A 12,732-nucleotide genomic window follows, 5' to 3' on the forward strand; every position below is an offset into this window, starting at 1 on the left:
GGGAGGACCGCACCGTGCGCGCGGACGGCCGCACGGTGCCACCCGCGGCCCGCGAACGCGGGACGCCGAGCCGGCTCAGCCGGTCATGGCCGTCGCGGTGTAGCCGGCCTTGGTCAGGGCCTCGGCGATGGTCAGCGCCTGCGCGTCGGTGCGGATCGCCACGCGCGCGGCGTCCCGGTCGACCTGCACGTCGGCCGCGGGATCGATTCGTTTCACCGTGCGGGTCACCGCGGCGGCGCAGCCGTCGCAGGTCATGCCCTCGACCCGCATCAGCAGGTCGGCGCGCGTCTCGTCCATCGGGGCCTCCATAACCGCTTCCCCGGGATGTCGGGGCCCGGCGGGGCCGGCGCAAGCCGGGTGTCGGCTCAGAACAGCGCCGGCATGCGGAAGGCGTAATCGATGCGCAGGCCGAACTGATACTGGTTGGGGTTGCCGAACGGGCGCCGCACCAGCGGGCTGTCGCCGGAGGCGCCCAGGATCCGGGTGTAGCCGGCATAGGCCGTGTAGGCCCAGGTCTCGCTCTGCGTGTAGGTCATGCCGCCGAGCACGCCGGCCGAGTAGAAGCTGCGCGGATCGTAGGGGGTGACGCGCCCGTTCAGCGCCGCCTCGATCGGCGAGACACCGAAGTACTTCCGGGCGTAGCTGGCATCGCCGACATTGAGGCGCGGCCCGATGGAGAACAGGAACTTCTCCGCCGGGATCAGGTAGTCGGCCGCCACCGAGCCGACCGTTCCGTGGTGCCCGTAGACGCCCTGGCGCAGCTCGACGCGGGTCCGGATGAACGAGACCGGGTAGAACTCCGCGAACACGCCGGGCTCCACGGCGAAGCGGGCGTCGCGGAAACCGTACAGGTGGCGCCGGTCGTCGCCGTAGTAGCGCCCCGGCACGAAGCGCGCGGTCGGGCCAACGCGGAACGACTCGGTGTCGAAGAGCGAGAAGCTGAACCCGTCATCCGGCGTCGAGAAGCGGCGCGGCTCGCCGACCCGGCGGATGTCGATCGACGGGTAACCGACGGCCGTGTAGTCGCTCGCGCCCGGATAGCGCGGGACGGCCTGGATCGAGCCGCTCAGCGTGACGATCCAAGTGTTGGGATCGACCATCGCGAAGGTCGGCGTGGTGCGCGGAAGATCCGCGCCGAGATCCGCGGCCCGCGGCGCCGTCGTGCCGAGGGTCGCGAGGAGCGCGCCGGCGCCGAGAACGGCGCGAAATCGGGGAGTACGCGGGGGGGCGGGCGTCATGGCCACGCTTTATGATCCTTTTTCATCCCGTCCGCATTCGCAAGCCGCGCAACCCTCCCCGGATCGCCCCGCAATCGGGTCCGCCGTGATGAATCCGCAACGTTCCAGCGGGCGCGGGCGTCACACCGCCCGGAATTAACAGGTGGCGACGCGCCATCGCGGTCCCTGAGCCTTGCCGGGCGGGGTGCGGGCGGCCAATGATCCTGCGATTCGGTTCGCGCCCGGTGGGGATCGCTCGGGATGTCCCCCGGCGACCGGCGCGCGTTCCTGGCAGGTGTTCAGACGATGGTCCCGGTCCTCGGCCGGTACGCGGGGCTGCTGACGGTCGGCCTTCTCGGGCTCGTCGTTCTCGGGCCGCTCGCGGTGTTCCTGCCGCTCTGGAGTGCCCTGACGCTCGGCGCCGCGGCCGCCCTGGCGGGTGGTCTCGCCCTGACCCGTATCGCCACCCTCAAAGCGCGCTGCGAGAAGCTGTCCGGCGAGGTCGGTCTGCTGTCCCGGCGCCTGCTCAAGGTCGAGACGGCGGCCGCGACCGCGGCGGCCCAGCCGCGGCCCGAGACCGCCGAGGCCGCCCTGCGCGCCCAGATCGAGGAACTGACCGTCGAGTTCGGGCTCCTCAGCGGGATCGTCCGCGACCTCACCACGGTCGTGAGCGCCCAGGATGCCGAGATCGCGGGCCTCAAGGCGAGGCCGGAGATCGCGCCCGAGATCAGGCCCGCGATCGCACCCGCCGAGGCGCCCCGGCCCCTGCCCGCGGTGCCCGGCGCAGCCCTTCCGGATGCCGCAGCGGCCCCGTCGCCGCAGCCCGTGCCGGTACCGCCTCCGCAGGTTCAGGCCGCCCCGCTCGAGCAAGTCCCGCCCCGGTCTCAGCTCGCCCCGGCCTCGGCCCCGTCCGTCCCGGCGCGGCCGATTCCGCCGCGGCCGATCCCGCCCTGGCCCGCAATCCCCCCCGCGGACGAGGGGGCGATCGTCGCGGCCTTCGAGGGGGACGGTCTGGAGATCCACCTGCAGCCGGTGGTCACCCTGCCGCAGCGCAAGGTGGTGGCTTACGAGGCGCTGGCCCGGCTGCGGATCGGCGGCCCCGGCGCGCCGCCGGCCGAGCCCGAGATCTTCCTGCCGGTGCTGGAGCGCTACGGGCGCACCACCGAACTCGACCGCCGCATGCTGCAGCGGGCCACCATCGTGGCGCGCCACCTCGCCCGGCGCGGCAGCGAGACCCTGCTGACCTACGGGCTGTCGCCGCTGTCGCTGTTCGAGCCCGGCCTCCTGCGCGAGCTGGCCCGCACGGCCGCCGACGACCCGGCCCTGGCCGGCCTGACCATCGCGCTGCCGCAGGAGAGCTGGCGCCGTCTCGATGCCGGCCAGCGGGGCCTGCTCGCGCCCCTGCAGGGCCGGATCGGGTTCAGCCTCGACCGCCCGGACGACCTCCGCTTCGACGCGGCCGAACTCGCGGCGCTCGGCATCGGGCAGGTCAAGGTGCCGGCGGAGATGCTGCTCCGGCCCGGCGCGGGCCGCAACAGCCTGTCGGACATCGCCCTGGAGGACACCGCGCCGGCCCTGGCCCGGGCCGGGATCCGCGTCGTCGCCACGGGCGTCGCCGACGAGGCCGACGTCCCGGACCTGATCGACCTCGACGTGCCGTTCGCGCAGGGGACGGCCTTCGCGGCCCCGCGCCCGGTGCGCGCGGAGGTCCTGGCGACCCCGCCCGCCGAGGAGCCGACGCCCCCGCCGGAGCCGGAGCGGCGCCCGTTCCGGTCGGTCCTGCGCAGGGCCGTGTGAGAGCCCGTGTGAGGGGCCGTGCCCGGGCACGCTGCCGGCCCGGTGGTCCCCGTCACCAGTAGATCTGCAGGCGCGCGATCACCGTGTCGACCGTGAACGGGCGGGTGCCCAGCGTCTCGGCCTGGGCCACCCCCGGCTGCACGCGCCCGTGCACGACGTTCCCGATCAACCGGAGGTTAGGCTCGGGATACCAGCTCAGACCGAGGGTCACGTCCTGCTCCATGCCCCCGCGGAAGCCCCGGGCGTCCAGGTCGACGGCGCTGTAGCGCACCGCAAGCTCGAACACCCCGATCCCGCCCCGGGAGAGTCGCTGCGCCTCCGGAACCGTCACGCCCCGGAAGGTCGCGTAGGTGGTGCCGCTCTGCGGCGTCAGCGCGTAGGCGCGGCCCTCGCCGTTGAGCACCAGGGCCGCCTCGACGTAGCCGCCCTGGAAATCGAGCGCGGTGCCGGGCTGGCCGGGACCGCGGAACGGCTGCAACGCGGCCCGGATGTACTCGGCCTGCAGCAGGAACGGGCCGCGGCGATAGGCCAGCTCGGCGCCGAGGCGCGACACGCTGGCGGCGTCGGGGAGGTCGCCCGTATCCACCAGGGGGCGCTCGAACAGGAAGGCGCCGGCGGGGCTGGAGAAGCTGAAGGCCCCGTCCGACCGGGACCGGCTGCGGAAGACCCCGGCGAGACCGAGATGCAGGGTCTCGTCCCCTTCCATGATCGGCGCGACGGTGGCGCGGGCCGCCACCGCGACACCGTCCCCGTCGATGCCGCTGCTGGCGGCGTTGCCGAAGACGCCGGCCACCGCGGTCCAGGCCGCCCTGTGGTGCCCGGCGGCGAAGCCGAACCGGCGCTCCGGCACGAGGGCGTTGGCCACCGAGCGCTCGGCGAACAGCGTGTCGTTGTTGCTCTGCAGCCATTCCAGGCTGAAGGGCTCCTTCATGTTGCCGAGCGTCAGGATCGTGTCCGGCAGCCCCTTCCAGGCGACCAGCGCGTCGTTGATCGGCAGCATCGGGTCGGCGAAATCGTACTGGAAGGCGATCACCCAGTCGCGGCCGATCGTGAGCGTCGGCTCGATCCAGGCCCGGCGCACGGCGACGTTGTCGGGGAAGGCCTCGGGCAGGTCCGGCCGGCTGAAACCCGCCGCGCCACCGTCGATGTGCAGCCGCCCGCCGATCCGGAGCTTCACGTCGGGCTCGGGGAAGGTGAGCGTCAACCCCTTCGCGTCGTAGCGCAGGCGCTCGCCGTAGGGGCCGGCCATCCCCTCGAACGCGTCCTCGCCGTAGGCGCCGGCGGGGCCCGCCAGGGCGAGGGACACGGCCAGGATGGCCGGTGCGGTGCGCGTTCCGATCACGCGACCAGCAGAGAGCAGGTCGGCAGGGCGGCGCCAATCACCTGGCGCAGTGAAACCCGGAAATCCGCGCGTCGTGGCCCGGCGGCCACGACCGTCGGCGGTCGGACCGGCGCCGGCCTAGACGGCGCGATTGTCGATCAGCCGGGTCCGGCCCAGGAAGGCCGCGGCGATGACGCGGGCCGGGCCGTCGACCCGCTCCACCGGCACCAGGGTCCGGGCGTCGCAGACCGCGAGGTACTGGACGCGGAACCCCGCCGCCTCCAGCGCCGCCCGCCCGGCGGCGATCCGGCCGGCCACTGGGGTGCCGTTGCGGGAGGCGGAGGCGATCTCGGCCAGGACGGCCTGGAGCTTCGGGGCGACGGCGCGCTCCTCGGCCGAGAGGTAGCGGTTGCGCGACGACAGCGCGAGGCCGTCGGGCTCGCGCACGGTCGGCACGCCGCGGATCTCCACCGCGAGGTCGAGATCCGCCGCTACCTGCTGGAGCACGCGGAGCTGCTGGAAGTCCTTCTCGCCGAACAGGGCGACGTCCGGCCGGACCTGGTTGAGGAGCTTGGTCACCACCGTGGCGACGCCGGCGAAATGGCCGGGCCGGAACGGCCCGCACAGCCCCTCGGTCAGGCCCGCGACCTCGATCCGGGTGGCGAAGCCCGGCGGGTACATGGTCTCGACGCCGGGCGTCCAGGCGGCGTCCGCGCCGGCCCCCGCCAGCAGGGCCAGATCCGCGTCGAGGTCGCGGGGGTAGCGGGCGAAATCCTCGTTCGGGCCGAACTGAGTGGGATTGACGAAGATGCTGGCGACGGTCCGGCGGCCGATCCGCCGCGCCTCGGCAACGAGGGCGAGGTGCCCGTCGTGCAGGGCGCCCATGGTCGGGATCAGGACGACGCGCTCGCCCGCCGCGCGCCACGCGGCCACGCATCCGCGCAGGGCTGCGAGGTCGCGGAAGGACTGGAAGGTCGACTCGGACACGGCACGGGCTCCGGGGGAGGGCAGGGCCGGTCTAGAGCATGATGGGGAGCGGTGGAATCCAGCAGTCGACGCCGGATCCCGTCGTCGCGGTCGGCGTCAGGGGCAGTAGGGCAGGAGGGAGCGCCCGAAGGGGTCGTCCACGCCCAGCGGCGGCGTGAAGCCGTAATAGCTCGGATGCCCCAGGCCGTACTCGGAGCCGACGTAGCTCGGATCGTCCGGGGCGTTGGTCGGCACGGGCACCCGCCGGGGCGTGCAGCCCACCGGCACGCGACGGGACCGGACCGCGTAGACCGGCCGACGGTCGAGGCCGTCGTTGCGCGGGAAGAAGCGGGGGCTGCCGCCCACGCCCGCCTCGGCGCCGTAGCGGACGTCGAGATCGGCCGCCCGGCCCGGTACCGCGAGCAGCAGGACGAGTCCGAGCGCCGTCACCGCCCTGCGTGCCGTCTCCCGCATGCCGCCCCTGCGCCGCCTTCGTCTCTGTCGGAAGGCGACACCGTGCGACGGCAGGGTAAACGAGTGATTACCGCGGGATCACGTCAGCGGCACGACGAGGGCGTCCAGGACGGCGGCCAGATCGCCCTCGGTCAGCCGGATCTGCAAGCCGCGGCCGCCGCCGTTGACGTGGATCTCGGCCGCCGGCTCGGTCAAGGATCCGGCGTCGATCGCGGTCGGGAAGGACCGCTTCTGTCCGAGCGGGCTGATCCCGCCGACATGGTAGCCGGTCAGCCGCTCGGCGTCGGCCGGCTTGAGCATGGACGCGGCCTTGCCCGAGAAGGCGGCGGCGACCCGCTTCATCGACACCTCCCTGTCGGAGGTCACGAGCAGGCAGACCGTCCGTCCGTCGACCGACGCCATCAGGGTCTTCAGCACGCGTCCCGGGTCCACCCCGAGCGCCTCCGCGGCCTGCAGGCCGATGCGCGGCGCGTCCGGATCGTACGCGTAGACGTGGAGGCTGTACCGGATGCCGGCCTTGTCGAGGGCGAGCGTCGCGCGGGTCGTCTTGGAAAGTGTCTTGTTGGGCGTCTTGGCGGCTGTCTTCATGGTTCGTCCGGTCAGGTCGAATGGGCGCGCGCGGCGATGAGGCGGCCGATCTCCGCGTAGGCCGCCGCGCAGGTGTCGGGGGAGGCGGTCGATTCCGTGACGTAGACCGCCGCGAGGATCGGCGCGCGCCCCGGCGGCCGGAGGATCGCCACGTCGTTGACGGTGCCGTTGTCGCCGCTCCCGGTCTTGTCGCCCGCGATCCAGCCGGGCGGGAGGCCGGCCCGCAGGCGCTTCCGGCCGGTCTCGCAGGCGACCATCCAGGCCTCCAGCCGGGCGCGCGAGGCCGGCGACAGGACGGTTCCGAGGAGGACACGGCCTAGGGTCGCCCGCATGGCGTCCGGCGTGGTCGTGTCGCGCGGGTCGCCGGGCAACGCGGTGTTAAGGGTCGGCTCGGTCCGGTCGAGGCGGGTGACGGGATCGCCGGTGGTCCGCAGCCACGCGGTCAGCGCCTCGGGCCCGCCGAGATCCGCTAGGAGCAGGTTGGCGGCCGTGTTGTCGCTCCAGATCAGCGTGGCCGCGCACAGGTCCGCGACGCTCATCCGCCCGGTCCCGGCGCAGGCCTCCAGCGCCTTCCGGGTCACGGGCGCGTAGCTCAGGAGGTCCCCGGCCCCGTAGCTGACGACCCGGTCGAGGGTCTCGCGGCCGGCATCGACCCGCGCCAGGACCGCCGCCACCGCCAGCGCCTTGAAGGTGCTGCACATCGGGAAGCGCGCGTCGGCGCGGTAGGCGGCGAGGACGCGGTCCGCCGAGGCGGCCGCGATCCCGAGGCGGCCGCCGAGCCGGCGCTCGATGGCGGCCCAGTCCGGCTCGGCCTCCGCGGCGCGCGCGGACAGGACCGGGGACGCGGGGAGGGCGGCGGCGAGGGGCGCGGCGAGCAGGCCGAGGCCGACGGCGCGGCGGGTCCAGACGATCATGGCGGATCCCCGTTCGAGATCGCGACGGCGCAAGCGGGCGCGGCGCGTCGGCGCCGGGATGGTATAGGGCGGCCGCGATTGTTTCACGTGAAACTCCGCCCCTCGCGCGGCCCTGTGGGAACATGATCGATACCGACACCCTCTTCGCGCCGGCCAGCGGCTTCGGCCGGGCCGCCGTCGCGGTGATCCGCATCAGCGGCCCGGCCGCGCGCGACGCGCTCGTCGCCCTGGGCGGACGCCTGCCGCCGCCCCGCCGGCTGTCGCTGCGGAGCCTCCGGGATCCCCACGACGGCACCGAGCTCGACCGGGCGCTGGTGGCGTGGTTTCCCGGGCCGAACACCTACAGCGGCGAGGATATGGGCGAGCTGCACCTGCACGGTGGCGCGGCCGTGCGGATGCGCGTCCTCGCCACCCTCGCCCGCCTCCCGGGCTGCCGGGCCGCCGAGCCCGGGGCTTTCACCCGGCGGGCCGTCCTCAACGGGCGGATGGATCTCGCCGAGGCGGAGGCCGTCGCCGACCTGATCGACGCGGAGACCGAGGGCCAGCGCCGGCAGGCCCTGCGCCAGCTCGACGGCGCGCTCAGCCGGCAGGTGGCCGCGTGGCGCGCGGAGGCGATCGACTGCCTCGCCGCCGCGGAGGCCGCGCTGGACTTCGCCGACGAGGGGGACGTGGACGATGCCGGGCTCGACGCGGCGCTGCTCGACCGCGCCGCCCGCCTGCGCGACGCGATCGCCGCGGCGCTGCGCGACGGCCAGCGCGGCGAGCGCCTGCGTGACGGGTTCACGGTGGTGCTGGCGGGGTCTCCCAACAGCGGGAAATCGACCCTGCTGAACGCGCTGAGCCGACGGGACGTAGCCATCGTGTCGGACAGCCCGGGGACGACCCGCGACGCCATCGAGGTGCGGCTCGACCTCGGCGGCCTCCCGGTCCTGCTGGTCGACACAGCCGGGCTCCGCGAGACCGCGGAGCCGATCGAGGCGGCGGGGATCGTGCGGACGCGGGCGCGGATCGACACGGCCGATCTCGTGGTCGCCCTCAAGCCCCCCGGCGGCGCGGTCCCGGATCTCGGGCCGGCGCGGGGCCCGGTCCTGACCGTGCGTACCAAAGCCGATCTTTTTGCCGGCTCAGAACAGGGGGGTGATCCGGCGGACGTGACGGTCTCGGCCCATACCGGCGCCGGCATGGACGCCCTACTCGATGCGATCCAGGCCGCGGCCGAAGACGGTCTCGGCACCGGCGACGCGCTGATCACCCGCGCCCGGCACAGGGCCGCGCTGGAGGCCTGCATCGGCCATCTCGATCGCGTCTCAGGGAGTGCCGGCGGTCTCCCGGAGCTGGCTGCGGAGGATCTGCGGCTCGCGGTGCGGGCGCTCGGCGCGGTCGCGGGCCATGTCGGCGTCGAGGACGTCCTCGACCGGCTGTTCAGCGGGTTCTGTATCGGGAAATAGATTTAAAGCCGGCAATCAATCGGGCTGGGATCGGGCCCGACGCGGCTTCGCTACTGGGGGATCCGCAGGATCCGCGGCCGCCAGATCCCGAGCGCCACGTTCGCGGTCGCGACCGCCAGCAGGACCCAGAGGGTGCCGCGCTCGCCGGTCAGCGAGACGGCCAGCACCGCGGGATCGACGAGGCCCGCCAGCGCGCGGGCGCTCTGCTCCGCCTCCTGCTTCATCGGGCCCTGGACGTAGACCAGCCCGCCCTCGAACATCAGGACGCCGGTGGCGAGCTTCACCCACGCCCAGCCGGCGTTGAGGAAGGCGCGGTTCAGCGCCATCGCCAGCAGGCCCGACATCAGCGTCACCGCCAGGGCGGGCAGGAAGATCCAGGTGGCGACCGCGCCCATCGCGCCCCGCGTCGCCGCGTAGCCCGCTAGGGCGGACGGCGCGGGCGACAGGCTCAGCATGACGACCAGGGACGCCATGGCCCCTAGCAGCCCCGCGGACCCCATCGTGTGGAGGAACTTCAGCAGGCGTCGCACGGCGTCTCACCCGGGCCGTTTCGGCGCAGCCTAGCGCGGGGCGCCGGGGGGCGATAGCGGCGCGCCGGTCGCAGGGCTTCCGGCCGGAACCCTCCGCCGTCCTCGGGAGCGCGGCGAAGCGATCCAGCAGCGCCGGGCCTCGCCGGGACGCGCTGTCCTCGGTCGCTTCGCTGCGCCCGCGAGGACGGAGCGGACCGTCAGCTCCGGAGGCCCGGCGCCTCCTGGCCGGTGCGGGCCACGTACTCGGTGTAGCCGCCGCCGTACTGGTGGATGCCCTCCGGCGTGACCTCGAGCACCCGGTTCGAGAGGGCGGCCAGGAAGTGCCGGTCGTGGGACACGAACAGCATCGTCCCCTCGTAATTGGCCAGCGCCTCGATCAGCATCTCCTTGGTGCCCATGTCGAGGTGGTTGGTCGGCTCGTCGAGCACCAGGAAATTCGGCGGGTCGTAGAGCATCAGCGCCATGACCAGCCGGGCCTTCTCGCCGCCCGAGAGCACCCGGCAGCGCTTCTCGACGTCGTCGCCCGAGAAGCCGAAGCAGCCGGCCAGCGCCCGCAGCGACCCCTGGCCGGCCTGCGGGAAGGAACCCTCCAGGGTCTGGAACACCGTGCGGTCGCCGTCGAGCAGGTCCATGGCGTGCTGGGCGAAGTAGCCGAGCTTGACGCTGCCGCCGACCGTGACCGAGCCGTCGTCGGGCGCGGTGGTGCCGGTGACGAGCTTGAGCAGCGTCGACTTGCCGGCGCCGTTGATGCCCATCACGCACCAGCGCTCCTTGCGCCGCACCGAGAAGTCGAGTCCCTCGTAGATCGTGCGGCTGCCGTAGCGCTTGTTCACGCCCTTGAGCATCACGACGTCGTCGCCCGAGCGCGGTGCCGGCTGGAACTCGAAGGCCACCGATTGCCGCCGCCGGGGCGGCTCGACGCGCTCGATCTTGTCGAGCTTCTTCACCCGGCTCTGCACCTGGGCGGCGTGGGAGGCCCGCGCCTTGAACCGCTCGATGAAGGCGATCTCCTTCGCCAGCATCGCCTGCTGGCGCTCGTACTGCGCCTGGGCCTGCGCCTCGTTGAGCTTCCGCTGGCCCTCGTAGAAGGCGTAGTCGCCCGAGTAGGTAGTGAGCGCGCCGGCGTCGATCTCGATGATCTTGGTGACGATGCGGTTCATGAACTCGCGGTCGTGCGAGGTCATCAGCAGGGCGCCGTCGTAGCCCTTCAGGAACGATTCGAGCCAGATCAGGCTCTCGATGTCGAGGTGGTTGGACGGCTCGTCGAGGAGCATCACGTCCGGGCGCATCAGCAGGATGCGGGCGAGCGCGACGCGCATCTTCCAGCCGCCCGAGAGGGCGCCGACGTCGCCGTCCATCATCTCCTGGCTGAAGCTCAGCCCGTCGAGCACCTCGCGGGCCCGGCCCTCCAGGGCGTAGCCGTCGAGCTCCTCGAACCGGGCCTGGACCTCGCCGTAGCGCTCGACCAGGGCGTCCATCTCGTCGGCGCGGTCCGGGTCGGCGAGCGCCGCGCCGAGCTCGGCGAGCTCGGCCGCGACCGCGCTCACCGGGCCGGCGCCGTCCATCACCTCGGTGACGACGCTGCGGCCGGACATCTCGCCGACGTCCTGGCTGAAATAGCCGATGGTGATGCCCCGGTCGGCCGCGACCTGGCCCTCGTCGGGCTGCTCCTGGCCGATGATCATCCGGAACAGGGTGGTCTTGCCGGCCCCGTTCGGGCCGACCAGGCCGACCTTCTCGCCCCGCTGGAGGGCGGCCGAGGCCTCGATGAAGACGAGCTGCCGCCCGTTCTGCTTGGTGATCTTGTCCAGGCGTATCATGGCGGCGGGCGCTGTCCGGGAGGTCGCTGTCCGGAAGGTGTCCGGGAGTATCCCGGCCGCTTACGGCATCGGCCGACGCGGCGCAAAGGCAGGGTGCCGCAGTGCGGGATAACGCTTGCGTCCGGCGCAGGCCTGGGCGCATCCCGGGACCCAGGATGAGGCTCGGCCGTTGCCCTGGGCAACATGAGGATCGCGATGCTGTTCGGTTGGTGGATGACGGGCATGGACATGGCCATGCTGGGGCTGGAGGCGCAGGGCGTCATCGCCCAGCGCATGGCGATGTTCGCCCTCGGCGGCCCCGCGGCCCAGGCCGAGGCGCAGCTCATGGTGACGGAGAAGATGCTGGCCGCCGGCGAGGCGGCCCTCATGCTCGCCGCAGGCGCCTCGAACGGCAAGGTGATCCGCAGCTACCGGCGGAAGGTCCAGGCGAACGCGCGGCGGCTGAGCCGGGGGTGAGGCCCGTGCCCGCCGGGTCTCGGCGCGCCGTCATCGCGGGCGCAGCGAAGCAATCCAGCGGCGCCACATCCGGCGACGTCACGTTACCCTGGGTCGCTTCGCTGCGCTCGCGATGACGGGGGCGGCTCGTGAAGCCGCGATCCGCCTTCAGTTATTGGCCGTCCGGAACGTGTCGCAGGACTTGGTCTGGCCGCTCTTGTAGCCGGCCATGAACCAGCGCTGGCGCTGGGCCGAGGAGCCGTGGGTGAAGGAATCCGGCACCACGTAGCCCCGCGAGCGCTGCTGGAGCGCGTCGTCGCCGATCTGCGCGGCGGCGTTCAGCGCTTCGTCGATGTCGCCCTGCTCGAGCTCGGCGTACTTGTCGTTGGAGTTCTTGGCCCAGACGCCGGCGAGGCAGTCGGCCATCAGCTCGATCCGCACCGAGAGGGCATTCGCCTCGGTCTTGCTGGAGGCCTGCTGCTGGCGCTGCTGGACCTTGCCGAGGATGCCGAGCACGTCCTGGACGTGGTGGCCGACCTCGTGGGCGATCACGTACGCGTAGGCGAAGTCGCCCTTCACGCCGAACTTCGAGGCCATCTCCTTGAAGAAGCCGGTGTCGAGATAGACCTTCTTGTCGAGCGGGCAGTAGAACGGGCCCATCGCGGCCTGGGCCGAGCCGCAGCCGGAGCGCGTGCCGCCGGTGTAGAGCACCAGCGTCGTCGGAGTGTACTGCTTGCCGGTCTGCTGCGGCAGGATCTGACTCCACACGTCCTCGGTGTTGCCGAGGATCTTGGAGGCGAACCGGCCGCTCTCGTCGGTCGGGGCCTGGCGCCGCTTGGCCTGGGTCTGCGGGTCGACCTGCTCCTGCTGGCTGCGGCCGCCGCCGCCGATCTGCTGAGCCCCGCCGATCAGGATCGCCGGGTTGATGCCCGTGAAGTAGCTGATGATCAGCAGCACCACGATGGTGCCGATGCCGAGCCCGCCGGCGCCGCCGCCGGGAAAGCCCATGCCGCCACCGCCGCCGCCCTCGCCCCGGCGATCCTCGACGTTGTCGGAGCTGCGTAGATCTTCCCAGCGCATGGTTGGGTCCCGCCATCAGTGCTGCGCCGGCCGCCTCGGGCGGGCCGGGATTGGCTGTGCGTCGTCGTGTCCGGCCGATGGCGCGCCAGCAGCGGGAACGAAGCTCTAATGGCGGGAGGGGAGAGCCGGTTCCGTCACTCCG

General features: G+C 73.1%; 13 protein-coding genes. 3 read left to right on the forward strand and 10 right to left on the reverse strand.

Going from position 1 to position 12,732, the window contains the following annotated elements:
* Positions 1–75: 75 nt before the first annotated feature.
* Complete coding sequence (locus ABIC30_RS27175; RefSeq protein WP_026605107.1) at positions 76–297, reverse strand: heavy-metal-associated domain-containing protein; 222 nt, start codon at positions 295–297, stop codon at positions 76–78.
* A 68-nt stretch (positions 298–365) separates the two neighbouring features.
* Positions 366–1,238 carry a MipA/OmpV family protein gene (locus ABIC30_RS27180; RefSeq protein ID WP_020094298.1) on the reverse strand — a complete coding sequence of 291 codons (873 nt, stop codon included), beginning with the start codon at positions 1,236–1,238 and terminating at the stop codon, positions 366–368.
* A 240-nt stretch (positions 1,239–1,478) separates the two neighbouring features.
* On the opposite strand from ABIC30_RS27180, the gene ABIC30_RS27185 reads away from it, so the two are divergent.
* Positions 1,479–3,014 (forward strand): EAL domain-containing protein, encoded by a 1,536-nt coding sequence (locus ABIC30_RS27185; protein ID WP_020094299.1) that lies wholly within the window; start codon positions 1,479–1,481, stop codon positions 3,012–3,014.
* Between the two features lie 52 nt (positions 3,015–3,066).
* On the opposite strand, the gene ABIC30_RS27190 is transcribed toward ABIC30_RS27185, so the two are convergent.
* The 5 genes from ABIC30_RS27190 to bla all read right to left on the reverse strand — a co-directional run bounded on the left by ABIC30_RS27190 (position 3,067) and on the right by bla (position 7,277).
* The gene (locus ABIC30_RS27190) at positions 3,067–4,356 is read right to left on the reverse strand and encodes an OprO/OprP family phosphate-selective porin (RefSeq protein WP_020094300.1); all 1,290 of its coding nucleotides are present in this window, start codon (positions 4,354–4,356) and stop codon (positions 3,067–3,069) included.
* Positions 4,357–4,473: 117 nt separating this feature from the next.
* Positions 4,474–5,322 carry a pantoate--beta-alanine ligase gene (gene panC / locus ABIC30_RS27195; RefSeq protein ID WP_020094301.1) on the reverse strand — a complete coding sequence of 283 codons (849 nt, stop codon included), beginning with the start codon at positions 5,320–5,322 and terminating at the stop codon, positions 4,474–4,476.
* Between the two features lie 96 nt (positions 5,323–5,418).
* Positions 5,419–5,775, reverse strand: coding sequence for a hypothetical protein (locus ABIC30_RS27200; protein WP_020094302.1), 357 nt, complete (start codon positions 5,773–5,775; stop codon positions 5,419–5,421).
* 78 nt (positions 5,776–5,853) lie between these two features.
* Entirely contained in the window at positions 5,854–6,363 is a 510-nt protein-coding gene (locus ABIC30_RS27205) for an aminoacyl-tRNA deacylase (protein ID WP_020094303.1), read from the reverse strand.
* A gap of 11 nt (positions 6,364–6,374) precedes the next feature.
* Positions 6,375–7,277 carry a class A beta-lactamase gene (gene bla / locus ABIC30_RS27210; RefSeq protein ID WP_020094304.1) on the reverse strand — a complete coding sequence of 301 codons (903 nt, stop codon included), beginning with the start codon at positions 7,275–7,277 and terminating at the stop codon, positions 6,375–6,377.
* A 122-nt stretch (positions 7,278–7,399) separates the two neighbouring features.
* On the opposite strand from bla, the gene mnmE reads away from it, so the two are divergent.
* Entirely contained in the window at positions 7,400–8,725 is a 1,326-nt protein-coding gene (mnmE, locus tag ABIC30_RS27215; protein WP_020094305.1) for a tRNA uridine-5-carboxymethylaminomethyl(34) synthesis GTPase MnmE, read from the forward strand.
* A gap of 50 nt (positions 8,726–8,775) precedes the next feature.
* On the opposite strand, the gene ABIC30_RS27220 is transcribed toward mnmE, so the two are convergent.
* Complete coding sequence (locus ABIC30_RS27220; protein ID WP_026605110.1) at positions 8,776–9,255, reverse strand: hypothetical protein; 480 nt, start codon at positions 9,253–9,255, stop codon at positions 8,776–8,778.
* 197 nt (positions 9,256–9,452) lie between these two features.
* Entirely contained in the window at positions 9,453–11,075 is a 1,623-nt protein-coding gene (locus tag ABIC30_RS27225; protein ID WP_234081395.1) for an ABC-F family ATP-binding cassette domain-containing protein, read from the reverse strand.
* 195 nt (positions 11,076–11,270) lie between these two features.
* On the opposite strand from ABIC30_RS27225, the gene ABIC30_RS27230 reads away from it, so the two are divergent.
* On the forward strand, positions 11,271–11,531 hold the full coding sequence (locus tag ABIC30_RS27230; protein ID WP_020094308.1) for a hypothetical protein: 261 nt from the start codon (positions 11,271–11,273) through the stop codon (positions 11,529–11,531).
* A 147-nt stretch (positions 11,532–11,678) separates the two neighbouring features.
* On the opposite strand, the gene ypfJ is transcribed toward ABIC30_RS27230, so the two are convergent.
* Positions 11,679–12,590 carry a KPN_02809 family neutral zinc metallopeptidase gene (gene ypfJ / locus ABIC30_RS27235; protein WP_020094309.1) on the reverse strand — a complete coding sequence of 304 codons (912 nt, stop codon included), beginning with the start codon at positions 12,588–12,590 and terminating at the stop codon, positions 11,679–11,681.
* Positions 12,591–12,732 lie beyond the last annotated feature (142 nt).

Source organism: Methylobacterium sp. 1030 (assembly GCF_040544715.1).
Taxonomy (GTDB): Bacteria; Pseudomonadota; Alphaproteobacteria; order Rhizobiales; family Beijerinckiaceae; genus Methylobacterium.